The sequence below is a fragment of the Kitasatospora sp. NPDC001132 genome (genome assembly GCF_053598415.1).
The window spans coordinates 33,345-57,864 of sequence record NZ_JBSFKF010000026.1 but is presented as its reverse complement, the minus strand read 5'-3'; the positions used below and the strand labels follow the sequence as shown (position 1 = coordinate 57,864).

Annotated in this window: 26 protein-coding genes; 10 read left to right on the top strand and 16 right to left on the bottom strand. The window is 73.2% G+C overall.

What is annotated here, in order from left to right; genetic code table 11:
• Nucleotides 1–2: 2 nt before the first annotated feature.
• The 3 genes from ACWDBE_RS28470 to hemL form a co-directional block, all read right to left on the bottom strand.
• Nucleotides 3–620 carry a TlpA family protein disulfide reductase gene (locus ACWDBE_RS28470; protein ID WP_449791041.1) on the bottom strand — a complete coding sequence of 206 codons (618 nt, stop codon included), beginning with the start codon at nucleotides 618–620 and terminating at the stop codon, nucleotides 3–5.
• Between the two features lie 142 nt (nucleotides 621–762).
• Nucleotides 763–1,413, bottom strand: a complete 651-nt coding sequence (locus ACWDBE_RS28465; protein ID WP_449791050.1) for a histidine phosphatase family protein — start codon at nucleotides 1,411–1,413, stop codon at nucleotides 763–765.
• A 73-nt stretch (nucleotides 1,414–1,486) separates the two neighbouring features.
• Complete coding sequence (gene hemL, locus ACWDBE_RS28460; RefSeq protein ID WP_449791040.1) at nucleotides 1,487–2,815, bottom strand: glutamate-1-semialdehyde 2,1-aminomutase; 1,329 nt, start codon at nucleotides 2,813–2,815, stop codon at nucleotides 1,487–1,489.
• A 439-nt stretch (nucleotides 2,816–3,254) separates the two neighbouring features.
• Here hemL and ACWDBE_RS28455 point away from each other — a divergent pair, with 439 nt between their 5' ends.
• The gene (locus tag ACWDBE_RS28455) at nucleotides 3,255–3,737 is read left to right on the top strand and encodes a hypothetical protein (RefSeq protein ID WP_374119985.1); all 483 of its coding nucleotides are present in this window, start codon (nucleotides 3,255–3,257) and stop codon (nucleotides 3,735–3,737) included.
• A 93-nt stretch (nucleotides 3,738–3,830) separates the two neighbouring features.
• Here ACWDBE_RS28455 and ACWDBE_RS28450 read toward each other — a convergent pair whose 3' ends face one another.
• The 4 genes from ACWDBE_RS28450 to ACWDBE_RS28435 all read right to left on the bottom strand — a co-directional run bounded on the left by ACWDBE_RS28450 (nucleotide 3,831) and on the right by ACWDBE_RS28435 (nucleotide 8,014).
• Entirely contained in the window at nucleotides 3,831–4,322 is a 492-nt protein-coding gene (locus ACWDBE_RS28450; RefSeq protein ID WP_449791039.1) for a MarR family winged helix-turn-helix transcriptional regulator, read from the bottom strand.
• 63 nt (nucleotides 4,323–4,385) lie between these two features.
• On the bottom strand, nucleotides 4,386–5,678 hold the full coding sequence (locus tag ACWDBE_RS28445) for a glycosyltransferase family 39 protein (protein WP_449791038.1): 1,293 nt from the start codon (nucleotides 5,676–5,678) through the stop codon (nucleotides 4,386–4,388).
• Nucleotides 5,679–5,856: 178 nt separating this feature from the next.
• On the bottom strand, nucleotides 5,857–7,530 hold the full coding sequence (locus tag ACWDBE_RS28440) for an RICIN domain-containing protein (RefSeq protein ID WP_449809467.1): 1,674 nt from the start codon (nucleotides 7,528–7,530) through the stop codon (nucleotides 5,857–5,859).
• A 244-nt stretch (nucleotides 7,531–7,774) separates the two neighbouring features.
• A complete protein-coding gene (locus tag ACWDBE_RS28435; protein ID WP_449791036.1) occupies nucleotides 7,775–8,014 on the bottom strand; it encodes a chaplin in 240 nt (79 codons plus the stop codon).
• 494 nt (nucleotides 8,015–8,508) lie between these two features.
• Between ACWDBE_RS28435 and ACWDBE_RS28430 the strand changes: the two genes are divergently transcribed.
• The 3 genes from ACWDBE_RS28430 (at nucleotide 8,509) to ACWDBE_RS28420 (ending at nucleotide 9,619) form a co-directional block, all read left to right on the top strand.
• Nucleotides 8,509–8,751, top strand: a complete 243-nt coding sequence (locus tag ACWDBE_RS28430) for a chaplin (protein WP_449791035.1) — start codon at nucleotides 8,509–8,511, stop codon at nucleotides 8,749–8,751.
• A 110-nt stretch (nucleotides 8,752–8,861) separates the two neighbouring features.
• Nucleotides 8,862–9,128: a chaplin gene (locus ACWDBE_RS28425; RefSeq protein ID WP_449791034.1), complete on the top strand. Its 267-nt coding sequence runs from the start codon at nucleotides 8,862–8,864 to the stop codon at nucleotides 9,126–9,128.
• A 113-nt stretch (nucleotides 9,129–9,241) separates the two neighbouring features.
• Nucleotides 9,242–9,619, top strand: a complete 378-nt coding sequence (locus tag ACWDBE_RS28420; RefSeq protein ID WP_449809466.1) for a hypothetical protein — start codon at nucleotides 9,242–9,244, stop codon at nucleotides 9,617–9,619.
• A 77-nt stretch (nucleotides 9,620–9,696) separates the two neighbouring features.
• On the opposite strand, the gene ACWDBE_RS28415 is transcribed toward ACWDBE_RS28420, so the two are convergent.
• Nucleotides 9,697–10,359, bottom strand: a complete 663-nt coding sequence (locus ACWDBE_RS28415) for a hypothetical protein (protein ID WP_449791032.1) — start codon at nucleotides 10,357–10,359, stop codon at nucleotides 9,697–9,699.
• Between the two features lie 299 nt (nucleotides 10,360–10,658).
• Here ACWDBE_RS28415 and ACWDBE_RS28410 point away from each other — a divergent pair, with 299 nt between their 5' ends.
• The 3 genes from ACWDBE_RS28410 (at nucleotide 10,659) to ACWDBE_RS28400 (ending at nucleotide 11,918) form a co-directional block, all read left to right on the top strand.
• Complete coding sequence (locus ACWDBE_RS28410; protein ID WP_449791031.1) at nucleotides 10,659–11,003, top strand: rodlet layer protein; 345 nt, start codon at nucleotides 10,659–10,661, stop codon at nucleotides 11,001–11,003.
• Between the two features lie 86 nt (nucleotides 11,004–11,089).
• On the top strand, nucleotides 11,090–11,437 hold the full coding sequence (locus ACWDBE_RS28405; RefSeq protein ID WP_449791030.1) for a rodlet layer protein: 348 nt from the start codon (nucleotides 11,090–11,092) through the stop codon (nucleotides 11,435–11,437).
• Nucleotides 11,438–11,648: 211 nt separating this feature from the next.
• Entirely contained in the window at nucleotides 11,649–11,918 is a 270-nt protein-coding gene (locus ACWDBE_RS28400) for a hypothetical protein (protein WP_449791029.1), read from the top strand.
• Between the two features lie 85 nt (nucleotides 11,919–12,003).
• Here ACWDBE_RS28400 and hemB read toward each other — a convergent pair whose 3' ends face one another.
• The 7 genes from hemB to ACWDBE_RS28365 all read right to left on the bottom strand — a co-directional run bounded on the left by hemB (nucleotide 12,004) and on the right by ACWDBE_RS28365 (nucleotide 19,331).
• Entirely contained in the window at nucleotides 12,004–12,984 is a 981-nt protein-coding gene (gene hemB, locus ACWDBE_RS28395) for a porphobilinogen synthase (protein ID WP_449791028.1), read from the bottom strand.
• A 68-nt stretch (nucleotides 12,985–13,052) separates the two neighbouring features.
• On the bottom strand, nucleotides 13,053–14,702 hold the full coding sequence (locus tag ACWDBE_RS28390) for a uroporphyrinogen-III synthase (protein ID WP_449791027.1): 1,650 nt from the start codon (nucleotides 14,700–14,702) through the stop codon (nucleotides 13,053–13,055).
• Complete coding sequence (gene hemC, locus ACWDBE_RS28385; RefSeq protein WP_392867700.1) at nucleotides 14,699–15,706, bottom strand: hydroxymethylbilane synthase; 1,008 nt, start codon at nucleotides 15,704–15,706, stop codon at nucleotides 14,699–14,701. The genes ACWDBE_RS28390 and hemC overlap by 4 nt, the downstream gene beginning before the upstream one ends.
• A 41-nt stretch (nucleotides 15,707–15,747) precedes the next feature.
• Nucleotides 15,748–17,088, bottom strand: a complete 1,341-nt coding sequence (locus tag ACWDBE_RS28380) for a glutamyl-tRNA reductase (RefSeq protein ID WP_449791026.1) — start codon at nucleotides 17,086–17,088, stop codon at nucleotides 15,748–15,750.
• A 25-nt stretch (nucleotides 17,089–17,113) separates the two neighbouring features.
• Nucleotides 17,114–18,016 carry a redox-sensing transcriptional repressor Rex gene (locus ACWDBE_RS28375; protein ID WP_449791025.1) on the bottom strand — a complete coding sequence of 301 codons (903 nt, stop codon included), beginning with the start codon at nucleotides 18,014–18,016 and terminating at the stop codon, nucleotides 17,114–17,116.
• A gap of 101 nt (nucleotides 18,017–18,117) precedes the next feature.
• Entirely contained in the window at nucleotides 18,118–18,867 is a 750-nt protein-coding gene (locus ACWDBE_RS28370) for a 3'-5' exonuclease (protein ID WP_392867706.1), read from the bottom strand.
• 170 nt (nucleotides 18,868–19,037) lie between these two features.
• Nucleotides 19,038–19,331, bottom strand: a complete 294-nt coding sequence (locus ACWDBE_RS28365; RefSeq protein ID WP_449791024.1) for a glutaredoxin family protein — start codon at nucleotides 19,329–19,331, stop codon at nucleotides 19,038–19,040.
• A gap of 102 nt (nucleotides 19,332–19,433) precedes the next feature.
• Between ACWDBE_RS28365 and ACWDBE_RS28360 the strand changes: the two genes are divergently transcribed.
• The 3 genes from ACWDBE_RS28360 (at nucleotide 19,434) to ACWDBE_RS28350 (ending at nucleotide 23,400) form a co-directional block, all read left to right on the top strand.
• Nucleotides 19,434–20,450: an HAD family hydrolase gene (locus ACWDBE_RS28360; RefSeq protein WP_449791023.1), complete on the top strand. Its 1,017-nt coding sequence runs from the start codon at nucleotides 19,434–19,436 to the stop codon at nucleotides 20,448–20,450.
• A gap of 567 nt (nucleotides 20,451–21,017) precedes the next feature.
• Entirely contained in the window at nucleotides 21,018–21,839 is an 822-nt protein-coding gene (locus ACWDBE_RS28355) for an ECF subfamily RNA polymerase sigma factor, BldN family (RefSeq protein ID WP_449791049.1), read from the top strand.
• Nucleotides 21,840–22,104: 265 nt separating this feature from the next.
• A complete protein-coding gene (locus ACWDBE_RS28350; protein ID WP_449809465.1) occupies nucleotides 22,105–23,400 on the top strand; it encodes a DUF5667 domain-containing protein in 1,296 nt (431 codons plus the stop codon).
• 111 nt (nucleotides 23,401–23,511) lie between these two features.
• Here the strand turns inward: ACWDBE_RS28350 and ACWDBE_RS28345 are convergent, their stop codons facing one another.
• Complete coding sequence (locus ACWDBE_RS28345) at nucleotides 23,512–24,519, bottom strand: lysophospholipid acyltransferase family protein (RefSeq protein ID WP_449791021.1); 1,008 nt, start codon at nucleotides 24,517–24,519, stop codon at nucleotides 23,512–23,514.
• Nucleotide 24,520 lies beyond the last annotated feature (1 nt).

The window sequence follows — 24,520 nt, the reverse complement described above, 5'->3', positions numbered from 1 at the left end:
GCTCACTGCTTCTGCTCCGCGACCACCGGCTGGAGGATCGACTCCAGCGCGTCCTCGGTGGTGCCGCCGACGGCGCGGGCGGCCAGCTTGCCGTCCCGGTCGACGACCAGGGTGGTCGGGATGGACTGGGGGTTGAGGCTGCCCTTGGGGAACTTGAGCAGCTGGGTGCCGGCCGGGTCGAACAGGCTCGGGTAGGTGACGCCCTGCTCCTGCTCGAAGCGGAGGGCGTTCTGCTTCTCGGTGTCCCGGGTGTTGATGCCGAGGAACTGGACGCCCTGGTCCTTGTACTTCTCCGAGACGGCCTGGAGGCTCTTGGCCTCGGCCCGGCACGGGCCGCACCAGGAGCCCCAGACGTTCAGCACGACGACCTTGCCCCGGTAGTCGGAGAGCTTGGCCGCGGTGCCCTCCAGGGTCTCCCCCGTGATGTCCGGCGCGTCCCCGCGCTTGCCCGCCTCCGCCTTCGACAGGTTGGTGCCCTTGACCGTGACGAAGCCGACCTGGCCCTCGCCGCTGCCCGACGAGCCCGAGGAGGCACAGCCGGTGAGGGCGAGCGCAGCGGCGGCGACGGTGGCGGCGGCTGCTGCGGCGACACGGGGACGGGGGCGCGTCATGGCAGACATGTGAAAAGTTTCGCATGGAGTTCCGGGCGGGTTCGCCGGGGTCCTGCCTTGCGCGTCGCACCCCCTCTGACCTGCGACGAAATCGGGTCACCCGGCGTTCGCCAGGTGACCCGAAGTCATACTTACACGCCGCTTACGGAGGCTAGGCGCCGAAGCTCTTGCCCACCGGCTTGTCGCCCTTGCGGCCCTTGCCCACCAGGTGCGCGGGCAGCAGGTCGCGGGCCGGCTCGCGGTAGCCGACCGAGACGATCCTGTCGCCCTCGAAGGTGAAGCTGGTCAGCGAGGCCAGCGAGCACTGCCGGTTGCGCGGGTCGTGCCACAGCCGGCGGCGCTCGACGAAGGAGCGCAGGATCCAGATCGGCAGCTGGTGGCTGACGCAGACCGCCTCGTGCCCGCGGGCGGCGTCCCGGGCGGCGCCGAGCGCACCCATCATCCGCACCACCTGGTCGAGGTACGGCTCGCCCCAGGAGGGCTTGAACGGGTTGGTGAGGTACTTCCAGTAGCCCGGGTTCCGCAGCGAACCGTCGCCGACCCCGAAGGTCTTGCCCTCGAAGACGTTCTCCGCCTCGATCAGCCGCTCGTCCACCGCGACGGCCAGGCCGTGCGCCTCGGCGATCGGCGCGGCGGTCTCCTGGGCCCGCTCCAGCGGGGAGGCCACCACGTGGGTGACGTCCCGGTCGGCCAGGTCCTCGGCGACCCGCTCGGCCATCTTCCGGCCCAGCTCGGACAGGTGGTAGTCCGGCAGGCGCCCGTACAGGACGCCCTCCGGGTTGTGCACCTCGCCGTGCCGCATCACGTGGACGACGGTGATCTCTTTGGCGCTCACTTCTCGACTACTCCTGGGAATCGGGTTAGGGCCGCGGCGGTCAGGCCGTGGCGGCGGCAGCGGCGCGCGCGGCGGCCGGCAGGGCGGCGGCGATCCGCTCGATCGCCCGCTCGTCGTGGGACGCCGAGACGAACCAGGACTCGAAGGCGGACGGCGGCAGGTAGACGCCCTCGGCCAGCATGGCGTGGAAGAAGGCGGTGAAACGGTACGCCTCCTGGGTCTTCGCCTCGTCGTAGTCGGTGACGGCGGCCTCGGTGAAGAACACCGAGAACATGTTCCCGGCGGTCTGCAGCCGGTGCGCCACGCCCTCCTTGGTGAGCGCGTCGGCGACCAGGCCGGAGACCTCGGCGGCGACCTTGTCCACCGTCGCGTACACCTCGTCGGTGCAGCCGCGCAGCTGGGCCAGGCCGGCCGCGGTGGCGATCGGGTTCCCGGACAGGGTGCCCGCCTGGTAGACCGGGCCGGCCGGGGCCAGGTGCGCCATCACGTCCGCGCGGCCGCCGAAGGCCGCGGCCGGGAAGCCGCCGCCCATGACCTTGCCGAAGGTCAGCAGGTCCGGCGCCCAGCCCTCGTTCGCCGCCTCCAGGCCGTACCAGCCGGCCCTGGAGACGCGGAAGCCGGTCATCACCTCGTCGGAGATGAACAGCGCGCCGTTCTCCCGGCAGAGCCGGGCCAGGCCGCCGTTGAAGCCGGGCAGCGGCGGGACGACGCCCATGTTGCCGGGCGAGGCCTCGGTGATCACACAGGCGATCTCGCCCGGGTGGGCGGCGAAGGCCCGCTCGACGGCGGCGAGGTCGTTGTAGGGCAGCACGATGGTGTCGCCGGCCTGGGCGCCGGTGACGCCCGGGGTGTCCGGCAGGCCGAAGGTGGCGACGCCGGAACCGGCGGCGGCCAGCAGCGCGTCCACGTGGCCGTGGTAGCAGCCGGCGAACTTGACCACCTTCGCCCGGCCGGTGAAGCCGCGGGCCAGCCGGATCGCGGACATGGTGGCCTCGGTGCCGGAGGAGACCAGCCGGACCTGCTCGACCGGGGCGACCCGGGCGACGATCTCCTCGGCCAGCTCGACCTCGCCCTGGCCGGGGGTGCCGAAGGAGGTGCCCTTGGAGACGGCCCGCTGGACGGCGTCGACCACCGCGGGGTGCGCGTGGCCGAGGATCATCGGACCCCACGAGCACACCAGGTCGACGTACTCGCGGCCGTCGGCGTCGGTGAGGTAGGGGCCGGTACCGGACACCATGAAGCGCGGCGTGCCGCCGACCGCGCGGAAGGCGCGCACCGGGGAGTTGACGCCGCCGGGCGTCACGACGGAGGCGCGGTCGAACAGCGACTGGGACTGGGGGGCTTCGTAGGGGTAGCTCACAAAAGACATGGTCTCAAATCGTGTCCTCGCGCTCTGCATGTCCGACCCGATCATCTGGAACGATGATCCGGGCACCGTTGTCTGTACGGTTGTCCGTACAGCAGGGGCCGCTGACTGCACCGGACCGGGGACCAGTCAGACTGTGTACACAGAGTGCGCAGGGGCTCCGGTTTGTGTGCAGGGGTGTGGAGAGGACTGCCGCGTACCGCGAATGGGTACGGCGGCGCATGACGGGTAAGGAGCACGTCCGGTGGGCGCCGGATGTGCGGGGGTCTGTCGATTCCGGCGAATTCCGGTGAGGATGGTCCGAGTGTCCGAGGCGCAGGACGGCTACGACGAGGCCGCGGGGGGCTCCCGACGGCCCGCCGAGGCCGCACGCGGGGGTACGGGAGCGGGTACGGGTCGCGGTCGGCGCGGGGGTGAGAGGCGGAGCGAGGGACGCGTGGGGGTGACCTACAAGTACTTCGGAGCCCCGGACCGCGCGACCGCCGCCAGGGTTCCCACCGCCCTCGGCCCGGGCGGGCTCGGCCTGGACGCCGGCGAACTCGGCGCGCTGGGGCGGCTCGGCGACCTGATGGAGACCAGCGGCTCCCCCACCGGCCACCTCTCCACCAAGATCAAGCCGGAGACGATGAGCGCCATGGTGCTCACCGGTATCCAGGGCGTCCCGCTGCACCAGGTGCCGCCGCTGGAGCTGGTCGTGCTGCACCCCGACTACGCCGTCGTCCAGCTCCCCCACAACGTCGTCGAACCGCTGCGCAAGGCCGACGAGACCGAACTCGGCGCCGCCGCCTTCATCTGGTCCACCGTGCCGGACCGGCGCGGGCCGCGGGACGCCTTCGTGATCTACAGCATGCTGCACGAGTGGCAGGACTTCGCCAACCGGCTGCACGAGGCCGGGCACCAGCTGTACTGCCTGGTCTGGCCGTGACGCCCCGTCTCGATCCGCCGCTCGAACACGGGTCGCGGCCGGGCGAGTTGACCGATCGCCAGTTCTGACGCCCGGAAGGCGCCGCCCGGGGGCCTACCCCCGGGCGCGGCGGGCGCGGCGGACGGTGCGCTCGACCTCGACCGGCTCCGCGAGGTGGCCGTCCACCAGGTGGGCCAGGGCCGAGACGAACACCTCGCGCTCGGACTCCGGCAGCGACTCCAGCAGCTCGCGGTGCACCCGGTCGGCGATCGCGGTGCCCCGCGCCACGGCCCGCTCGCCCGCCTCGGTGACGGACACGATCCGGGCCCGCCGGTCGGTCGCGGACGGGCGGCGCTCGGCCAGGCCCGCCTTCTCCAGCTCGTCGACGGTGACCACCATGGTCGTCTTGTCCAGGTCCGCCAGCTCGGCCAGCTGGATCTGGGTGCGCTCGGCCTCCCGCGCGTGGAACAGCACGCAGTAGGCGCGCGGGGTGATCCCGAGCTCGGTGAAGGCGGCCGCCATCCGGGTGGCCAGCACGTGGCTCGCGTGGTCCATCAGCCCGGAGATGTCGCGGATCTGGCGCACGGGCGGCGGGGTCGTCGTCATGCGTCCGAGGTTAGCAACGGCCCGTCTGCTGCCGGATGATCCCGTTGCCAACCAACGCCGGGTCTACGGGATGCCCAACTCGAACAGCGCATACCCGGCGTACCAGCCCGCCGCGAGGACCGGCATCGCGAGCAGCCCGGCCAGCGAGGAGGTCCGCACCCGGCGCAGCGCCACCGCCAGGCCGATGCAGAGCGGGAAGGCGGGCAGCAGGTAGCGGGAGATGTTGCCGAAGATCTGGTTGCTGCTCAGCGCGGTGGCGATGGTGAGCGCGGTGTAGACCCACAGCACCAGCGGCGGCCGGGTGCGCCAGAGCAGCACCAGCAGTCCGGGCAGGGCCATCAGCAGGGCGATCGCGATCAGGTCCGGGACGGGGTTGGACTGCCAGAAGGTCCAGTGGCCGGTGATCACGTCCATGATCGTGCGCAGGGTGGAGGCACCGCCGTCGAAGTAGCGGTTCCAGGCGCCCTGCTGGAGCTTGAAGTAGCCGCCCCAGTCGCCCATCCGCCAGCCGACCCAGGCGATGTAGCCGATCAGGCCCCAGGGGGTGATCAGCATCGCGGTCAGCGGGCGGGCCACCCCGTCGGTGCGGCGGACCAGCGCGACCAGCGCGGCGATCGAGACGGCGGCGATCAGCGCGGCGGCGGTCGGCCGGTTGAGGCCCGCCGCCAGCGCCAGCAGGCCGGCCGCGAGCCAGCGGCGGGTCATCACGCAGTAGCAGGCCCAGGCGGACAGCGCCACGAACAGCGAGTCCGAGTAGACCGCCCACTCCACGCCGGAGCCCGGGAACAGGCCCCAGAGCACCGCGGCGATCACGCCCGCCCGGCGGCCGCCGAGCCGCTCGGCGACCGCGAAGATCCCGGCCGCGGCCACCAGTGAGGCGAGCACCGAGACCACGATCCCGGAGCCGTACGGGCCGAGCCCGGTGACGGCTCCGACCAGCCGCATCAGCCAGGGGTAGAGCGGGAAGAAGGCGGCGGAGTTCTCGTAGTAGGTGGCCAGCGGGAAGCCGTGCAGCGGGATCAGCTGCGGGTCGTACCCGTTCTCGGCGATCCGCTGGTACCAGACGCCGTCCCAGGTGCCCAGGACGTCCCAGGCGTTGGCGCCGCCGCCGCGGCCCGGCTGCTTCTTCAGGTAGTCGCCGGTGTGCGAGAGCAGCAGCATGAAGACGGTCAGGCCGATGGCCTTGACCACCGCGTACGCGCCCAGCGCGGGCGCGAAGCGGTCCACCAGTGCCCCGAACCGCCCGGGCGCCCGGCCCGCGCGCTCCTCGGAGGCCTCCGCGCGCGCCGTCTCGGACGCCGTCTCGGGCACGTCGGGCTGGGTGCTGGACGACTCGGTGCTCGATGCCGTGCTCATCTGGTCTGGGTACTCCCCGCCCCGCTCGTGGTCCGCGCGGCTCCGGCGCAACGATTTTCCCGTGAGCCTACGGCACGCCTCCGAACCGGGAACCCCCTGGCGCCCCGGACCCGGGCGGGAACGAGGCCGCCGCCGCCCCGGGCGGGGACGGCGGCGGCCCGAAGGATCCCCGGTTGGATCAGCCGTGGACGTAGACGATGCCGAGCTTGGTGAGCTGCCAGAGCTGGCCGGCGGCGCCGGTGTCGGTGGCGAGCTCGACGTAGGGGTTGCCCTTGGCGTCGAGGGTGCTGCCGACGGCCAGGACCTTGCTCTGGTCCTGGGAGTCGGCGATCTTGTAGCGGCCGTCGCCGGCCGGCTTGAACACCCAGCGCTGGTTGCCGCCACCGTTGCAGCTCCACTGCTGGATCCGGGTGCCGGGGGCGGTGGAGGCGGCGTTGGCGTCCAGGCACATGTCGCGGTTGCCGCTGAAGTCGACCTCGTAGCTGCCGCCGGCCTTGGCCTCCAGGACGAAGGACTGGTTGAGCCCGCCGGTGGCCGGGTAGCTGATCGCGGCCCGCCCGTTGGTGGAGTCGCCGTAGCTGCCGCCGCCGGTGAGGTCGAGCGCGTTGCCGGTGGCCGCGTTGGTCAGCTGGTACCAGGAGCCGTCCTCGGGAACGTCGCCGAACGGCCGGCCCGGACTGAGCGGCTGGATCGAGGTGGCGTTCTGCTGGTTGAGCGTGCAGTACGCCTGCGCCAGCTCGGGCCGGGAGTAGAACTGGCCGAGGCAGACGCCCTCACCGCGGTAGCCGGCCACCCGCAGGTGGTACGACTGGCGGACCATGTTCATGCACAGCCCGGGGATGCCGATCTGCGAGTCGCAGCCGTTGCGCACCCACTCGGAGAGGTTGATGACGTCCCCGTTGGTGTACTCGTACGGGGAGCTCGTCCACTCCGCGCAGACCTCGTGCCCGAAGGCGACCCGCCGCTGGTCCAGGTAGCGGACGCCGGGCACCTGCTCGGCCGCGCCACGCAGCGCGTCGCTGAGGGTCGGCACCACCCAGTTGTGGCCCCAGGCGAGGTCCTCGGGGAAGGCCGGGCAGCCGTCGGCGACTTTGCCGACGTAGTCGTTGCGCCGGATGTCCGGGGTGATCGGGTTGAAGTACGACTGGTAGACCAGCTGGTACGAGGAGTCGGCGTAGCCGGCCCTGCGCATGGTCTGACGGATGTTCTGGAGCGCCGCGACCACCTTGGGCTGGACGCCCTTGGCGCGACGGCGGATCTCGTCACTGCCGATGGTGTCCCGGCAGCCCTGGTCCTTGGGGATCGGGAAGTACTGCGCCAGGCAGTGCATCATGATGCCGCTGAAGTCGAAGTCGTCGTTGGCGCCGATGGTGACGACGACCATCTTGACGTCGTACTTCGCCGCCGTGTCGGCCAGCTTGACGTCCTGCTTGGGCTCGCCGAAGTCGCCGCTGCCGGGGCCGGTGATCTTCGCCAGCTCCGGGTCGCTCACCAGGTCGCCGGTCTGGGCGCCGGAGCAGGCGAGGTCGATCGGGGTGACCCCGGGGATGTCGGTGACGAAGATCTCCGACTTGGGGTGGCGGTGGCAGTAGTTGGTGGGGCTGTCCGTCTCCGGGAAGTAGCCGTCGTTGGTGTCGGTGCCGGCGCCCTCTCCGGAGATGGCGCTGTCGCCGAGGGCGACGATCGCGGCCGGACGGGTGGCCGCGGGCGCGGCCGGGGCGGGGTCGGCCAGGGCGGCGGGGGCGCCGGCCAGGCCGAGGGTGGCGAGGAGGGCTCCGGTGGCGAGCAGCGCGGCGCACCGGGACGCGCCCGTGCGCGTTCGCCGCGCCGCCGACAGTGGGGACCTGGTCACACGCGACTCCTTGCGGGGTGGGGGGACCGCCCTGGCGGGGAGCCGAGCGGTGCGGAGCAAGAGAGGAGCAGGAAAGGTGAGCAGGTCTCGCATTCTAGGAACTGACAAGTAACACAACAAGACTCGTGACATCGCCGGGAACTGACGGAGCGCCGGATTCCCGGCAAGCGAAGAGCCGCCGTCCCGCGCCCCAGGAGGGAAGCACGGAACGGCGGCTCGCACCGGCCGAACCGGGTGTGCGGGATCAGCCCACGTTCGCGCACTTGTTGCCGAACGCCGGGTTCAGCAGGCCGACGATGTCGATGGTGTTGCCGCAGACGTTCACCGGGAGGTGCACCGGGACCTGGATCTGGTTGCCCGAAACGACACCGGGGGAACCGGCGGCGACGCCCTGGGCGCCGGAGCTGGCCATCGCGGTGCCGGCGCCGGTGGCCACGATGCCCACCACGGCCGCGCCGACGGCGGCGGTCTTCTTGATGCTCATACGAGCCTCCTGACTGTTCGACAGATATGCACGGGGAGTGCGACATCTAGAACGAGACCCCACGGGACCGGTTGCGACGGGCCCCGCACTGTCACCCATCCGGAGCAATCGCGTCGCCGGCAGCGGCATTCGGGTGATGGACGGATCGGACCGTTTCCCCTCGGGCGGCGCCTCGTTCTCCCTGACGGAACCCGGTCTCCACCGGCCCCCACGCGGCGGGCCTCCCAAACCCGGCGTCCGGCAACCCGTGCCGGAACGCCCGACCGGAATTCCATCTGGTCGCGTCTTTCTCCGAACCTTTCCCGGCCGTGCGGGAATCGTTTCGAGAGGCAATGCGACCGCGCAGCCGCGGCCGCGCCCGAGCCATGGGCGAAACACGCCGACGTGCGCCGACCGAGTGACAATCACGGCAATCCCTGAAGCCTTCGGGTGAGTATTCGTGCTCGCCCGGCTCCCGACATTCCCCTTCCGTCGGGCCGAAATCGGAGGAATACATGCGCAACATCAAGAAGGCCGCGGCCCTGTCCCTGGCCGCCAGTGGCCTGGTGGTCGGTGCCGCCGGTGGCGCGTTCGCCAGCGCGGGCGCCGAGGGCGTCGCCGCCGGCTCCCCGGGCGTGCTCTCGGGCAACCAGATCCAGGTGCCGATCCACCTGCCGATCAACCTGTGCGGCAACACCATCGACATCATCGCCCTGCTGAACCCGGCGTTCGGCAACGAGTGCGCCAACATCGGCTGAGCCCGCGGTCGCCGCACCGGCGACCGCCGATTCACCCGAGCCCGTGCCGCGCCCCGCAGCGCCGGGGCGCGGCACGCTCCCCCCGTGTGTGATCGAGGAGATCAACCCCCATGCAGAACATGAAGAAGGCCGCCGTCCTCTCCGCCGCCGCTGCCGGCCTGGTGCTCGGCGTGGCCGGCTCCGCCGCCGCCAACTCGACCGCCGAGGGCGTCGCCGCCGGCTCCCCCGGTGTCATCTCCGGCAACCAGATCCAGGTGCCGCTCGACGTCCCGATCAACCTGTGCGGCAACAGCATCGACATCGTCGGCCTGCTGAACCCGGCCTTCGGCAACGCCTGCGCCAACGTGGAGCTGCCGCCGCCCGCGGACGACTGCTGATCCCCGACCGGTACGCGTTCCGGCCGTCCTGCCCCCCGACCGATCGGCCGGGGGGCAGCTCGGCGTCCCCGGACAGCCGTCCGGGCTCCCCGATCCACCGAAGGGTGATCACGATGGTTTCGAAGAAGAGCGCGGCCGCCCTGGCCGCCGCCGCGGGAGCCGCGGTGCTGCTCGGCGCCGGCACGGCGCAGGCCGCCACCGCGCCCGACCAGGCGGCCCCCGGCCAGGCCACGCTGACCAAGACCGACGTCGGCCAGGCCCTGAACGGGACGACCACCGGCCTCGGCTACGGCATCGCGCCGATCAAGAGCCTGCGGCTGGACCCGTGGGCGAACTCCGCGGCCGACTTCCTCAACAACGGCGCGGCCCTCCAGCCGGACCAGGGCCTGCCCGAGATCGGCACCGGGACGCTGACCGGCCCGCTGAGCGCCGGCGGCGGCGTCAAGGACCTCCCGCTGGTCGGCGGGCTGACCGGCCTCCTCCCGGGCTGAGCCCCCTCCGGGCGTACGAGAGCCCGGCGTCCCGCCGCGCGGTCGGGGTGCCGGGCTCTCGTACGCCCGCGGGCCGGTCAGGACTCGGCGAGGTCGGTCAGGCCGGTCTGCTCCACCACGCCTCCGGTCATCACGGTGGCGGTCCCGGCCAGGGCGCCCGCCGTGTCGGTGAGGGAGAGCCGGCTGTCCTCGCCGCCCAGGCTGGCCTTGGCCCCGGGGACCACCTGTACCGCGCCGGAGATCAGGCGGGGGTCGATCTCGTCCAGCTTCAGCCGGCCGTCGGCGAGCTGGCCGGCGCCGTCCTGGGCGAGGGCGAGCGGCTGGCCGAGGGTGAGCCCGGGGGTCTTGGCGTGCAGCGGCGCGGCCGGAGCGTCCAGCAGCACCTTGCCGAGGTCGGCGCCCTGGTCGACCAGCGGGAGCGGCAGCTCGGCGTTGGCGCTCGGGCCGACCTTGCCGGTGCTCAGCTGGGGGACGATCTGCTCCGGAAGCAGCGCGCCGCCGGTGCTGGTGGTCGGCCCGGGCACCGGCGGCATCAGCAGCGAGGTCGGGATGCCGGCCGTGAGGTGGCTGCCCAGCGGGGCGAGCGGGACGTCGGCCGGGACCTGCTGGGTGGCCAGCGCGTCCTCCAGCGCGCCGACCTGGTCGAGACCGGCGGGGGCGGCGGAAGCCGCTCCCTGGGAGGCGAGCACACCGGCACCGACCGCCAGCAGCATCGCGCCGGCCCGCTTGGAGAACTTCATGCTTTTCACCGTTCTGCTGTCCGTACTGGAGATCACTGGAAGGGCTGCGGGAGTCGCAGCCGGAAATCGATCTGCTCAACGAGTGAGCGGGAGCACGGATTGCACCGGTTAACCGGTTCGGGTTAATAATCCGACCGGATTCCCGTCGCCGCCGCGCCTCCGGGACTCTTTTCAAGAATCCCCGTAACCTTCCGTGCCGTCGTTCTTTGATCTGGACGTCAGTGACTGCAGACCGGGTCTGAGCGTTCTCAGCGTTGTACGCACGGAATCCAAAGAGCATTTCAGAGAGGGATCTCGCCATGATCCAGAAGTCCTTCGCCGCCGCCGGCCTGGCCGTCGCCGCGCTGGCCGGTGCCGCCGCGCCGGCCTACGCCATCGGTGACGCGGACGGCGCCGCCGCCTCGATCGAGGGCAACGGCGGCACCAACTTCACCGGCACGGTCGGGAACAACAGCCCGAACTTCCACTTCCTGGACAACCCGAACATCTGCCTGCCGGAGATCCACAACATCGCGGTCGCCGTGGCCGGTCTGGCCGTCCCGGTCGAGGTCCCGGTCGCCAACACCGGTGGCAAGCAGTACTGCACCATCGGCCAGGGCACCCAGAGCCAGGGCGACGGCGGCGTGTCCCACCTGATCGGCTGACGGCTCCCCGCTCTGCTCTCCCTGTACCACCCCTCTGATCCACCCCACGAATCGCTCCCCGATTCACCTCGAGAGGAAAACCGGAAATGATCAAGAAGACCCTCACCGCGGCCGGCCTGGCCGCCGCCGCGCTCGCGATGTCCGCGGGCTCGGCCTCCGCCATCGTCGACTCGGACGGCTCCGCCACCTCCGTCCAGGGCAACGGCGGCACCAACCACACCGGCACCATGGGCAACGGCAGCCCGAACAACCACGTTCTGGACAACCCGAACATCTGCCTGCCGGAGATCCACAACGTGGCCGTCGCCGCCCTCGTCGGCGTCGCGGTGCCGATCGAGGTCCCGATCCTGAACAACCAGCCGAAGCAGATCTGCGACGTCGGCCAGAACACCCAGTCCTCGGGCGACGGCGGTGTCTCGCACCTGATCGGCTGATCAAGGGGCACAGCACGGTCGGAGGGCCCGGGGAGGAACACCTCCCCGGGCCCTCCGGGCTGTGCGGACGAGGTGTCCGGCCGGCCGCGCGGCAGCGCGGTCCGGACGGGTGAGCGCGGTCCGGTCCGGCGCGTAGATCGCCGATCAGGACCGCCGGTTGTGATCACGTGTCAGAGCGCCCGCGGGGCGCTTCGAGAGAGAGGGCAGTTCCATGAAGAGCAAGCTGGCCAAGGCCGCCCTGACCGCCGCCGCCGCTCTGGCGCTCGCGGGTGCCGCCACCCCGGCCTTCGCCCACGTCGGCGTCGCCGGCGGCGGCGAGTTCGTCGCCTCCGCCGACCAGCCGTTCCTGGCCGGAGAGGCCTTCGGCCTCGCCCACGCCGGGGACACCGCCGCCGGGGGCTTCGGTGGCGGCGCCGCCACCGCGACCGACCTGGTCGGCGGCGGCGTCGGCTTCGCGCACGCCGGAGACGTCGGCATCTAGGCGACGCCGGCATCCGGCCGGAGACCCGGAAGGCCGGGCCGCTCCCCCACGGGGGGCGGCCCGGCCTTCCGTCGTACGCGGTCCGCTACTTCAGCATCGCGGCGGCTTCGAGGGCCCAGTAGGTGAGGATCTGCTCGGCGCCCGCGCGGCGGATCGAGGTGAGCGTCTCCATGATCATCCGATCCCGGTCGATCCAGCCGTTCGCGGCGGCCGCCTCGACCATCGCGTACTCGCCGGACACCTGGTACGCGGAGACCGGCACCGGGGAGGCGTCGGCGATCTGGCGCACGATGTCCAGGTAGGACATGGCCGGCTTGACCATCACCATGTCCGCGCCCTCGGCGATGTCCTGCGCCAGCTCGCGCAGCGACTCGCGGGCGTTGGCCGGGTCCTGCTGGTAGGCCTTGCGGTCGCCCTTGAGCGAGGAGCCGACGGCCTCGCGGAACGGGCCGAAGAAGGCCGAGGCGTACTTGGCGGTGTAGGCGAGGACGCCCACGTCCTGGTGCCCGGCCTCGTCCAGCGCCCGCCGGATCACGCCGATCTGGCCGTCCATCATGCCGGACGGGCCGACCAGGTGGACGCCGGCGTCGGCCTGCACCCGGGCCATCTCGGCGTAGCGCTCCAGGGTGGCGTCGTTGTCGACGCTGCCGTCGGCGGCCAGCACGCCGCAGTGGCCGTGGTCGGTGTACTCGTCCAGGCAGAGGTCCGACATGATCACCAGGGAGTCGCCGACCTCGGAGACCACGTCCCGGATCGCCTGCTGGAGGATGCCGTCCGGGTTGGTGCCCTCGCTGCCGATCGCGTCCTGCACCTCGGGGACGCCGAACAGCATGAGGCCGCCCAGGCCCGCCTCGGCCGCCTCCACCGCGGCCTTGCGCAGGGTGTCGCGGGTGTGCTGGACCACGCCCGGCATCGAGGTCACCGGGACGGGCTCGCTGACGCCCTCGCGGACGAAGAGCGGCAGGATCAGCTCCGCCGGGTGCAGCCGGGTCTCGGCCACCAGGCGGCGCATCGCCGGGCTCTGTCGCAGCCGGCGCGGGCGTACGTACGGGAATTCAGCGGACACGGCTTCTCTCTCCGAACGGTTGTGCAGTACCGGGGGTGACGGTCGGCCGCCCCCGGTTGTGAGGGATGTCAGCGGGCCTTGCGGCGGGAGCCGGGACGGCGCTCGCTGGGCCGGTAGACCGGCTCACCGGCGGCCGTCGCGGTGTCGCGCCGCTTGGCCCCGAAGTCTGCCAGCGCCTGGGCCAGCGCGGCCGCCGACGGCGCCGGGGCCATCACGTCGACCCGCAGGCCGTGCTCCTCGGCGGTCTTGGCGGTGGCCGGGCCGATGCAGGCGATGACGGTGACGTTGTGCGGCTTGCCCGCGATGCCGACCAGGTTCCGGACGGTCGAGGACGAGGTGAACAGCACCGCGTCGAAGCCGCCGCCCTTGATCGCCTCGCGGGTCTCGGCCGGCGGCGGCGAGGCGCGCACCGTCCGGTACGCCGTCACGTCGTCGACCTCCCAGCCCAGCTCGACCAGGCCGGCCACCAGGGTCTCGGTGGCGATGTCGGCGCGCGGCAGCAGCACCCGGTCGATCGGGTCGAAGACCGGGTCGTACGGCGGCCAGTCCTCCAGCAGGCCGGCCGCGGACTGCTCGCCGGAGGGCACCAGGTCCGGCTTCACGCCGAAGTCCACCAGCGCCTGCGCGGTGGTCTCGCCGACCGCCGCGACCTTGATCCCGGCGAACGCGCGGGCGTCCAGGCCGTACTCCTCGAACTTCTCCCGGACGGCGCGCACCGCGTTCACCGAGGTGAAGGCGATCCACTCGTAGCGGCCGGTGACCAGGCCCTTGATGGCCCGCTCCATCTGCTGCGGGGTGCGCGGCGGCTCGACCGCGATGGTCGGCACCTCCTGCGGCACCGCGCCGTACGAGCGCAGCTGCTCCGACAGGCCGGTGGCCTGCTCCTTGGTGCGCGGCACGAGGACGTTCCAGCCGAACAGCGGCTTGGTCTCGAACCACGAGTGCGAAGCCCGGTGGGCGACCTGCTCGCCCACCACGGCTATCACCGAGGTGGCCGGGTCGACCGGGGCGGAGACCGGCGAGGGCAGCACCCGGGCGGCCTTCAGGTCGGCCGCGATGCCGGACAGCGTGGAGGTGAAGGTCCGCTGGCGGGTGGTGGTGCCGGAGAGCGTGGCGCTCAGCGCCGACTCCGGCTTGCGGCCGCCCGCGACCAGGGCCGCGGCGGTGGCGGGCAGCTGGCCCAGGGTGGTGCGGACCACCAGGGTGGTCTCCGGCACCCCCAGGTCCACCGGGCCGCCGGCCAGCAGCGCGGCGCCGTCCACGAAGCGCACGTCGGTGCCGGAGCCGGCCCGCAGCGGGACGCCCGCGTACGCCGGGACGCCGACCGACTGGGCGACGCCCGGGATCACCTCGAACGGGATCCCGTCGCCCGCGCAGCTGAGCATCTCCTCGGCGGCGCAGCCGTCCAGACCGGGGTCGCCGTCGACGGTGCGGACCACGTGCTTGCCGGAGCGGACGGCCTCGGCGACCAGCTTGGCCAGGTCGAAGTCGGCGCCCTCGGCGACCGGGGTGTGCACCAGCACGCCGGCCGGACAGTGGCTGCGCACGGCGGCGGCGGTCAGCGGGTCCGCGACCAGCACGTCGGCGGTGGACAGCACCTCGACCGCGCGCAGGGTCAGCAGGCCCGGGTCCCCGGGGCCCGCGCCCAGGAAGGTGCACCGTCCGGTGGCGGGCTGTCCCGCCGGGAACAGGGCGTCGGTGGCGGCGGTGGGGCTCATCGGGCTCGCTCCCCCATCAGGGCGGCCGCGCCCGCGGCGAGCAGCCGGTCAGCCAGCGCGCGGCCGAGGGCCGCCGCCTGCTGCTCGGCGTTCTCGTCGAGGACGATCGGACCGTTGGCGGACATCTTCAGCAGGGCGGTTCCGTCGGGGTCGCCGACCACGCCGTCCAGCCGCAGTTCGTTCTCCCGGCCCCAGGTGGCCAGCGCGGCCACCGGTGCCGAGCAGCCGGCCTCCAGGGTGGCCAGCAGGGCGCGCTCGGCGGCCACGGCGACCCGGGTGGGGGCGTGGTCCAGCGCCGCGAGCGCGGCGGTCAGCGCGGTGTCGGCGGCGGTGCACTCGATCGCGAGCGCGCCCTGGCCGGGAGCCGGGATCATCACCTCGGTGTCGAGGTGCTGGGATATCTCGGCGCTGCGGCCGAGCCGGTTCAGGCCGGCCGTGGCCAGCACCACCGCGTCCAGCTCGCCGTTGGTCACGAAGCCGATCCGGGTGTCCACGTTGCCGCGGATCGCGACGGTCTCCAGCTGGACGCCGCGGGCGGCGGCCCAGGCGTTCAGCTGCGCCATCCGGCGGGGCGAGCCGGTGCCGATCCGGGCCGGACGGCCGGCGCCGGCCAGCTTCTCCACCAGCTCGTCCAGTGCCAGGCCCTCGACCGCGACCAGGGCGTCCCGGACGTCCTCCCGCTCGGGGACGGCGGCCAGCGCCAGGCCCTCGGGGGCGGCGGTGGGCAGGTCCTTGAGCGAGTGCACGGCGAAGTCGATCCGGCCCTCCAGCAGCGCGTCGCGCAGCGCGGAGACGAACACCCCGGTGCCGCCGATCTGCGCCAGCGACTCCCGGGAGGTGTCGCCGTAGGTGGTGATCTCGACCAGCTCGACGGGGCGCCCGGTGACCCTGGTCACCTCGCGGGCCACCATGCCCGACTGCGCCATGGCGAGGGCGCTGCGCCGGGTGCCGAGCCGCAGGGCCGCGGTGGCCGAGGGCTGCTCCGTGATCGGTTGACCATTCATGAGGTGATCGTCCCGGTGGTACTCGTGGGATGGCTGACGGTTCATCTGGTGCCCCCGGCCGAGGGCTGGGGCGCGCCGCCGACGGGCGTGCCCGACACGGCGTGCACGGCCGCCGGGTCGAGGTCGAACAGTTCCCGCAGCGCCTCCGCGTAGGAGGCGCCGCCGGGCTCGGCGGCCAGCTGCTTCACCCGGACGGTCGGGGCGTGCAGCAGCTTGTCGACGACGCGGCGGACGGTCTGGGTGATCTCGGCGCGCGAGCGCTCGTCCAGGTCGGGCAGCCGGGAGTCCAGCCGGCCCAGCTCGGCGGCGACCACGTCGGAGGCCATCGAGCGCAGCGCGACCACGGTCGGCGCGATCCGGGCGGCCCGCTGGGCGGCGCCGAAGGCGGTCACCTCGTCGGAGACGATCCGGGTGACCTGGTCGACGTCGCCGGCGCCGGGGCTGGCGGCGTGTGCGTGGGAGAGGCTCTCCAGGTCGACCAGCAGGGCGCCGGGCAGCTCGTGCACGGTGTGGTCGACGTCGCGCGGCATGGCCAGGTCGAGCAGGGCGAGCGGCTCGGGCGAGCGGCGGGAGGCGACCGCGGCGGCCACGTCCTCGGCCCTGATCACCACGCCGGCCGCGCCGGTGCAGGAGATCACCAGGTCCACGTCGGCGAGCGCCTCCGGCACCTTGGCGAGGTCCAGGACCCGGGCCACGTCCGGGCCGAGGATCTCGACCAGCCGCTCGGCGCGGGCCGGGGTCCGGTTGGCGATCAGCAGGTCGGTCACGCCGGAGCGGACCAGGGTGGCGGCGGCCAGCGAACTCATCGATCCGGCGCCGACCACCAGCGCGCGCTTGCCGGCGATCTCGCCCGCGCCAGCCGCGACCTGCTCCAGGCCGAAGGTGACCAGCGACTGGCCGGCCTTGTCGATACCGGTCTCGCTGTGCGCCCGCTTGCCGACCCGCAGCGCCTGCTGGAACAGCTCGTTCAGGCCGCGCCCGGCGGTGTGCTCCTCCTGGGCCTTGGCCAGCGCGTCGCGCAGCTGGCCGAGGATCTGGCCCTCGCCGACCACCATGGAGTCCAGACCGCAGGCCACCGAGAACAGGTGGTGGACGGCGCGGTCCTCGTAGTGGACGTACAGGTGGGAGGTCAGCTCCTCCAGGTCCACCCCGCTGTGGTGGGCCAGCAGCAGCGACAGCTCGGCGACGCCGGCGTGGAACTTGTCCACGTCCGCGTACAGCTCGATCCGGTTGCAGGTGTTCAGCAGCGCGGCCTCGCCCACCGTCGCGGTGGCGGCCGCGTCGTGCAGCAGCCGGGTCGGTACGTCACCCGTCAGCGCGGCGCGCTCCAGCACCCCGACCGGGGCCGTGCGATGGCTCAGCCCTACGACGAGAAGGCTCATGCCCGCCCCCCACAGCTCTCGGTGTTCATGCGGGCATCACCGCGGAGAGATCCCCGTCGCCGCCCTTGGCGGACTTTCCCTTGGCCTGCTCGGCCTGGTCCTTGGCCGTCGACTCGACGGCGCCCCGGGCCTTGCCGCTGCCGCCGGCCGCACGGCGCAGCTTGGCGGCGGCCGCCCGGACCGGACCGGGGGCGCGGTCCAGCACCGACTCGGCGCGGTCGTCCGGCTCCTCGCCGGCCTTGCGCTGCTCGTGGAAGGCGAGGATCTGGAGCTCGATGGAGAGGTCCACCTTGCGCACGTCCACGCCGTCCGGAACGGTCAGCACGGTCGGGGCGAAGTTCAGGATGCTGGTGACGCCGGCCTCCACCAGCCGGTCGCACACCTGCTGGGCGGCCCCGGGCGGGGTGGTGATCACGCCGATGGAGACGTGCTGGCTCTCGACGATCGACTCCAGCTCGTCCATGTGCCGCACCGGAAGTCCGGCCGCGGTGGAACCGACCACGTGGGGATCGGCGTCCAACAGGGCGGCCACCCGGAAACCGCGGGAGGCGAACCCGCCGTAGTTGGCGAGCGCGTGGCCGAGGTTCCCGATGCCGACGATGACGACCGGCCAGTCCTGGGTCAGGCCCAGCTCGCGGGAGATCTGGTAGACGAGGTACTCGACGTCGTAGCCGACGCCGCGGGTGCCGTAGGAGCCGAGGTAGGAGAAGTCCTTGCGCAGCTTGGCCGAGTTCACACCGGCCGCGGCGGCCAGCTCCTCGGAGGAGACGGTCGGCACCGAGCGCTCGGAGAGCGCGGTGAGGGCCCGCAGATAGAGGGGCAGGCGGGCGACCGTCGCCTCCGGGATGCCCCGGGCACGCGAGGGTCGGCGCGCGGCGCCCTGGTCGGGCGTCTGCGAACTGCTCTGTGGTGATCGGCCGATTGCCACGGTGCTCCTGTGGGTGAAGCTGGGCTTTGGCAGCCAGGCTATGCGTTTGTGAACGTGTGCACAAAGATGGTGTCCGTTTTGTCCCCGCACAGTGATGCGCATCACGCCATCGAACCCATAGCACCGGAGTGGGTCAGCAGCACCTCCGGGGCCTCGGAATCCGGCAGCCAGGGGCCGTACGGAGCCTCCCGGCGCAGCAGCGGGACGGCGGCCGCGGACGGGCGGGAGCGGGCCCGTCCCAGCCGGGGCCAGGGCACCCGGGCGGCCTCGCGCAGCGGGCCGGTCCAGTCGTCCGGCGGGCAGGACGGCGCGTCCAGGCAGTGCAGCAGCAGCTCGGCGGTCACCCGGGCGTCGCCCAGCGCGGTGTGCGCCGGGTACCAGCCGAGGCCGGCCGCCTCCGCGCAGGCCGCCAGGCCGTGGCCGCGGGCCTGGGGCAGGTGGGCGCGGGCCAGCCGCATCGTGCACAGCAGCGGGACGGGCGGCAGCGGCACCCCGATCCGGGCGAACTCGCGATCGAGGAAGGCGTGGTCACAGCTGACGTGGTGGCCGACCAGCACCCGGCCGGCCAGCAGCTCCAGCAGCCGCGGGGCGATCTCGCGGAAGCGCGGGGCGCCCTCGACGTCGCACTGCCGTATCCGGTGCACATGGGTCGGGCCGACCGGGCCCAGCGGATCCAGCAGGGTGGCGAACTCCCCCTCGGGGCGCAGCCGCTCGTCGAGCAGCACCACCGCGACCTCGACCACCCGGTGCCGCCACGGGCTGCGGCCGGTCGCCTCCACGTCCACCACGGCGAAGCCCCGGGGGCTCCCGGACGGGACTCCGGGCGTGCCTGGGACAGGGCCGGGAAGCATGGCGCACTCCTCGTGTGCTCAGCCCCCCACGGGCGCAAACGCGTTCGATCGTAAGCCGACCAACCCGCCCCACCCCAGGCCGGAACGGCGTGTCTTCGGCAACGATTCGGCGAACCGACCCCGCCGTTCGGCGGGGTCGGTGTACGGACGAACGCCGGGTCAGAAGCCGCTCAGCCGCCCAGCGCGCTGCGCAGCCGGCGCTCGTCGACCCGCCAGAAGTCGTGCTGGCGGCCGTCGATCAGGGTGACCGGAATCTGCTCCCAGTAGCGGCGGAACAGCTCCTCGTCCTGGGTGATGTCCCGCTCCTCGAAGGACGCGCCCAGCTCCCCCGTCACCCGGAGGATCACCTCGCGCGCCTCGTCGCACAGGTGGCAGCCGGGCTTGCCGACCAGGGTCACGGTCCGGTCCGCGGGCCGGGGGCTCTTACGTCGCAGCAGTGGGCTCACCGCCCCATTCTCCGCCATCGCGCCCACCCTCTCCGGGCGCCGGCACCCGGGGGAGCTGTTCACCTCGCGGGCACGGCTCCGTCACGGCCGCCAGGCGGCCGGCTGGCTATCCTCGATGACATGGCCGTGCTCAGAAGGCTCACCCAGGCAAGGCGTTCCAGCAGCGAGCGGAGCGCCCTGGCCGGCGAAGCCGCGGCCGAGGCGGCCGAGGCCGCGCTGCGGGCCGAGCCCGGGCCGGCACCCGCCCCGGGGCCGGAGGGCGACGCCGGAACGGACGGCGCCGGGACAAAAGCGCCGGCCGCGGGCAAGTCCGGCAAGGCCCCCAAGGCCCCGGCCGGGAACCACACCCCGGACCAGGACGACCCCCACGCCGCCGCCTTCTTCGACTGCGACAACACCATCCTGCGCGGCGCCGCGATCTTCTACCTCGGCGTCGGCCTCTACCGCCGCGGCTTCCTCACCCGCCGCGACGTCGCCCGCTTCGCCTGGCAGCAGGCCTGGTTCCGGCTGCACGGCGCCGAGGACCCGGAGCACATCTCGGACGCCAAGCAGTCCGCCCTCGGCATCGTGGCCGGCAAGCCCACCGCCGACCTGGAGGCGATCTGCGAGGAGATCTTCGAGGACGTCGTGGCGGACAAGATCTGGCCCGGCACCCGCGCCCTGGTCCAGATGCACCTGGACGCCGGCCAGCGGGTCTGGCTGGTCACCGCCGCCCCGCTGGAGGTGGCCCGGATCATCGCCCGGCGGCTCGGCATGACCGGCGCGCTGGGCACCGTCGCCGAGGCCACGGACGGCCACTACACCGGCCGGCTGGTCGGCGACCTGCTGCACGGTCCGGCCAAGGCCGCCGCCGTCCGCGCGCTGGCCCGGCGCGAGCGCCTCGACCTCGACCGCTGCGCCGCCTACAGCGACTCGGCCAACGACATCCCGATGCTCTCGCTGGTCGGCCACCCGTACGTGGTGAACCCGGACGGCGCGCTGCGGCGCCACGCCCGCGCCCAGGGGTGGCGGGTGCGGGACTTCCGGACCGGGCGCAAGGCGGCCCGGGTGGGGCTGCCGGCGGCGGCCGCGCTCGGGGTGCTGGCCGGCGCGACGGCGGCCGGGGTGGCGCTGAACCGACGGCGACGGCGCGGCTGAGACCGCCCGAAGGCCGCCTGGGGGCCGCCTGGGGGCCGCCTGGGGGCCGTCCGGGCGGGCTCGCCCTGACGAGTGAGCGGGCGTCAACACGGCCTCTGACCTGGCCCCTCTTACGGGCGAACTCCCCCGCACCGCACGGCAGTCCGGGCCGCCTGCGCGAATCTGTCGCCGGGCGACCGGTTCTGATCGTTCGCCAGTCCGGGAAAGTCGGGGATTGCCGAGCCCCAAGGCTGGGAAACCGCCCCCCAGGCCGCCGAATTGGTCACCCTGGGCGCCCGTTCGATCACGTTGAGCCGGATGAACGATGACAGCTCCGGTCGGTATCAGCCGAATATGCACAACAAATGGATCCCAAACGACCACTTCGACCACACGGTGTAGCTGTCATTGCACAAAGCGTTATTCTCTCCTGGATGCACGCCACCACGCGTCCCGCTCGAACGGACGCCGCGGGGGTGCTCTCCGCGCAGGCGGAGGTGATCCGTCCACAGTTCTGCCTCTGGGAGTCCCGTGTACCCACCCGTCCGGAACGACGCGCCTGCACCCTCCCGCCCGTCGTCCGCGCCCCTGCGCCCCCGCATCGGCCTGCGCGGCCGGCCGACCGTCGAGCGGCAGATCTCCACCGGCCTGGACCTGTTGCGCACCCTGCTCCGCACCCAGCTCCCCACCTCGCCCCAACCGGCGCTCGCCGGCGGATCGTTCGGCCAGCCCGCGACATCCGGCCCGGCGCTGCGCACCACTGCCGCCGGCTCGGCCGGCACCGGCTCACGCGGCCGCACCGGCAGCGCGGGCACCGGCCGGGGCCGCACCCGGACCGCGCCCAGCCCCGGCTACGAGACCGAGCACAACCCGATCATGGAGCTGGTCGAGCGGGCCCAGGCCGGTGAGAGCGAGGCCTTCGGCCGGCTCTACGACCACTACGCGGACACCGTCTACCGGTACATCTACTACCGGGTCGGCAGCCGGGCCACCGCCGAGGACCTCACCAGCGAGACCTTCCTGCGCGCCCTGCGCCGGATCGGCACCTTCACCTGGCAGGGCCGGGACTTCGGCGCCTGGCTGGTCACCATCGCCCGCAACCTGGTCGCCGACCACTTCAAGTCCAGCCGCTTCCGGCTGGAGGTCACCACCGGCGAGATGCTCGACTCCAACGAGTGCGAGCGCAGCCCGGAGGAGTCGGTGCTGGAGTCGCTCTCCAACGCCGCCCTGCTGGACGCGGTGCGCCGGCTCAACCCGCAGCAGCAGGAGTGCGTCACCCTGCGCTTCCTGCAGGGGCTCTCGGTGGCCGAGACGGCCCGGATCATGGGCAAGAACGAGGGCGCCATCAAGACCCTCCAGTACCGCGCCGTCCGCACCCTGGCCCGGTTGCTCCCGCCCGACGCGCGATGAGCCGCGCCGCGGACGGCACCGGCGCCATACGCCCTACCGGGCCGTCATCGTTCGCGCCCGGCCGACACGTCAGGGTGAACGGTCGATCCGATGATCAGCCGTGCGTAACCGACCGCCCGCACCGCTCGTTTTCCAGCGTGCAAGCCCCCACCAGGCGTACGGTCAAGTCGAATTGCGGCCTATCACCCGATGGAGTGGCTTTGGCCAGCCGGGGCAACCGTCCGGCAGGCCGGGGTGTCGACAACGACGAAGGGAGGTGTGGCCCGTGACGGCAAACGTGCTTGAGCACCGGCGGGCGAAGGCCTTCGCCGAGGCGCTGGAGGCCCACCAGGCGGAGCAACGCGCTGCGGCCAACACCGAATCGGACAGCGCCGCTGTCACCGGCGCCGGTCCGGTCGCGATGGCCGAACTGGTCGGTCTGACCGATGCGCTGGGGGCGCTGCCCGGGCCGGTGCTGGACCGGGAGGTCCGCACGGTCCAACGCGCCCAGCTGATGGCCGCGTTCGAGCAGGCCTTCGCCGGCGGGACGGGCACCGCGGTGCCCCGCCAGCGCCGCCACCGGGCGATCCGGACGGCGCCGCGCGGCCGCTGGAGCCGACGGTTCGCGATCGGCGGGCTGGTCGCCGGGCTCGCCGTCGGCAGCCTGGCCGGCGCCGCCGCGGCCAGCTCCAACGCCCTCCCCGGGGACACGCTGTACGGCCTCAAACGCGGACTGGAAGGGCTCCGGCTCGACCTCGCGGGCTCCGACTCCGAACGCGGCGAACTGCTGCTCGACAACGCGGCCACCCGGCTCGGCGAGGCCAAGACGCTGGTCGGCCGCGCCGGCCCGGCCGGCGCCCTCAGCCCGGCCACCGTCGAACAGGTCCGCCGCGCCCTGGACGACATGCACGCCGACGCCCTCAAGGGCCGCGAACTGCTGCGCTCGGTCTACCGCAGCAACGGCTCCCTCGACCCGATGCGGGCCCTGGCCGGCTTCGCCCACGACGAGGACGGCCGGTGGAGCGAGCTGCAGGGCAAGCTGCCCGTCCAGCTCACCCGGCAGGCCGACCTGGTGAACCGGCTCTTCGACGACATAAGCGAGGACGTCGCGCCCCTGCGCCTGGTCCTGCCCCCCGCCCAGGGCGGCGGCGCGACCGGCACCGGAGCGGGCGACGGCTCGGCCCACTCGACCGGCGGTTCCCCGGCCGGCTCCCCGGCGGCCGGTTCCGGCACCACGGCCGGCGCCGGCCAGGCCCCGGGCTCCGGCGCCGCCGGCAACCGCCCCGGCGCCACCGAGCACCCCCCGGCCTACCCCGGCTCCGGCGCCTCCGGCAACGGCGGCAAGGGCGGCGTCCTGCCGGACACCCTGCCCAGCAGCGCCCCGGACGCCGTCAACGGCCTGGTCGGCGGCCTCACCAACGGCCTCACCGGCACCAGGCCCTCACCGAGCGCCGACGCGGCCCCGCCGCAGGCGCCGCAGCAGGCCGCGCCCAGCGCCCCGAACGCGGCCCAGCCGCAGGGCGTCGAGGTGCCGCCGCTGCTCCCCGACCTGCTGCCCGGTCTGCGGATCCTGGGCGGCTGACAGCAGGGCGGTGGGGGCCCGGCGGAGTGCGATATCCGCCGGGCCCTCGCCGTGTCCGGGGCCGGTCCGGGCGGCGCCGCTCGGCGGGCGTCCGTCATCGGCGGGGGTCCGTCAGAAGAACACCGAGCGCCGCTGCACCAGCAGTTGGTAGAGGCTGTGCTGGATGGTCTCGCGCACCTCGTCGGCCAGGTCGAAGACCAGCATCGGGTCGTCCGCCGCCTCCGCCGGGTAGGCGTCGGTGGCGATCGGCTCGCCGAAGCGGATCGTCCACTTGGTCGGCAGCGGCAGCATCCCGAGCGGGCCCAGCCAGGGGAAGGTCGGGGTGATCGGCACGTACGGCAGGCCCAGCAGCCGGGCCAGCGTCTTCACGTTGCCGATCATCGGGTAGGTCTCCTCGGCGCCGACGATCGAGCAGGGCACGATCGGCACCCGCGCCCGCAGCGCGGAGGCGACGAAACCGCCGCGGCCGAACCTCTGGAGCTTGTAGCGCTCGGAGAACGGCTTGCCGATCCCCTTGAAGCCCTCCGGCCAGACCCCGACCACCTCGCCGCGCTCCAGCAGGGCCTGGGCGTCCTCGTTGCAGGCCAGCGTGTGGCCGGCCTTGCGGGCCAGCTCGTTGATGCCGGGCAGTACGAAGACCAGATCGGCGGCGAGCATCCGCAGGTGCCGCCGGGCGGGGTGGTGGTCGTGGATGACCACCTGGGTCATCAGGGCGTCCAGCGGGATCGTCCCGGAGTGGTTGGCGACGACCAGCGCACCGCCCTCGGCCGGGATGTTCTCCACGCCCTGGACGTCGATCCGGAAGTACTTCTCGGCCAGCGGACGCAGCAGCGAGAGCAGCACCTCCTCGGTGAGCTCCCGGTCGAAGCCGAACTCGTCCACCTCGTAGTCGCCGGTCACCCGGCGGCGCAGGAAGGCCAGCCCCTCGGCGGCGCGGCCCTCCCAGCCCTTGCCGAACAGCCGGGTGGCGGCCTGGCCGAGCGGCCCGGACAGCGCCCCGCCGACGGCCTCGGCGAGCCGGTCGGCCGGTTTCGGCCCCTCGGGTGAGGTCCAGCTGGGGGCGGACTCGATCGGGATGACCCTGGCCTCGCCCGGCGCGTTCTCGGCTGCGGCACTCATC

Excerpts from the sequence above, each read along its gene's own strand:
- ACWDBE_RS28430 (WP_449791035.1), top strand. The coding sequence starts at position 8,509 with ATGCGCAACATCAAGAAGGCCGCGGCCCTGTCCCTGGCCGCCAGTGGC.
- ACWDBE_RS28360 (WP_449791023.1), top strand. The coding sequence starts at position 19,434 with ATGGCCGTGCTCAGAAGGCTCACCCAGGCAAGGCGTTCCAGCAGCGAG.
- ACWDBE_RS28365 (WP_449791024.1), bottom strand. The coding sequence starts at position 19,331 with ATGGCGGAGAATGGGGCGGTGAGCCCACTGCTGCGACGTAAGAGCCCC.
- ACWDBE_RS28415 (WP_449791032.1), bottom strand. The coding sequence starts at position 10,359 with ATGAAGTTCTCCAAGCGGGCCGGCGCGATGCTGCTGGCGGTCGGTGCC.
- hemL (WP_449791040.1), bottom strand. The coding sequence starts at position 2,815 with ATGTCTTTTGTGAGCTACCCCTACGAAGCCCCCCAGTCCCAGTCGCTG.
- ACWDBE_RS28390 (WP_449791027.1), bottom strand. The coding sequence starts at position 14,702 with ATGAGCCCCACCGCCGCCACCGACGCCCTGTTCCCGGCGGGACAGCCC.
- ACWDBE_RS28370 (WP_392867706.1), bottom strand. The coding sequence starts at position 18,867 with ATGCTTCCCGGCCCTGTCCCAGGCACGCCCGGAGTCCCGTCCGGGAGC.
- ACWDBE_RS28380 (WP_449791026.1), bottom strand. The coding sequence starts at position 17,088 with ATGAGCCTTCTCGTCGTAGGGCTGAGCCATCGCACGGCCCCGGTCGGG.
- ACWDBE_RS28465 (WP_449791050.1), bottom strand. The coding sequence starts at position 1,413 with ATGCGGCACGGCGAGGTGCACAACCCGGAGGGCGTCCTGTACGGGCGC.
- ACWDBE_RS28445 (WP_449791038.1), bottom strand. The coding sequence starts at position 5,678 with ATGAGCACGGCATCGAGCACCGAGTCGTCCAGCACCCAGCCCGACGTG.
- ACWDBE_RS28435 (WP_449791036.1), bottom strand. The coding sequence starts at position 8,014 with ATGAGCATCAAGAAGACCGCCGCCGTCGGCGCGGCCGTGGTGGGCATC.
- hemC (WP_392867700.1), bottom strand. The coding sequence starts at position 15,706 with ATGAATGGTCAACCGATCACGGAGCAGCCCTCGGCCACCGCGGCCCTG.
- ACWDBE_RS28470 (WP_449791041.1), bottom strand. The coding sequence starts at position 620 with ATGTCTGCCATGACGCGCCCCCGTCCCCGTGTCGCCGCAGCAGCCGCC.
- ACWDBE_RS28450 (WP_449791039.1), bottom strand. The coding sequence starts at position 4,322 with ATGACGACGACCCCGCCGCCCGTGCGCCAGATCCGCGACATCTCCGGG.
- ACWDBE_RS28410 (WP_449791031.1), top strand. The coding sequence starts at position 10,659 with ATGATCCAGAAGTCCTTCGCCGCCGCCGGCCTGGCCGTCGCCGCGCTG.
- ACWDBE_RS28405 (WP_449791030.1), top strand. The coding sequence starts at position 11,090 with ATGATCAAGAAGACCCTCACCGCGGCCGGCCTGGCCGCCGCCGCGCTC.
- ACWDBE_RS28400 (WP_449791029.1), top strand. The coding sequence starts at position 11,649 with ATGAAGAGCAAGCTGGCCAAGGCCGCCCTGACCGCCGCCGCCGCTCTG.
- ACWDBE_RS28345 (WP_449791021.1), bottom strand. The coding sequence starts at position 24,519 with ATGAGTGCCGCAGCCGAGAACGCGCCGGGCGAGGCCAGGGTCATCCCG.
- ACWDBE_RS28420 (WP_449809466.1), top strand. The coding sequence starts at position 9,242 with ATGGTTTCGAAGAAGAGCGCGGCCGCCCTGGCCGCCGCCGCGGGAGCC.
- ACWDBE_RS28425 (WP_449791034.1), top strand. The coding sequence starts at position 8,862 with ATGCAGAACATGAAGAAGGCCGCCGTCCTCTCCGCCGCCGCTGCCGGC.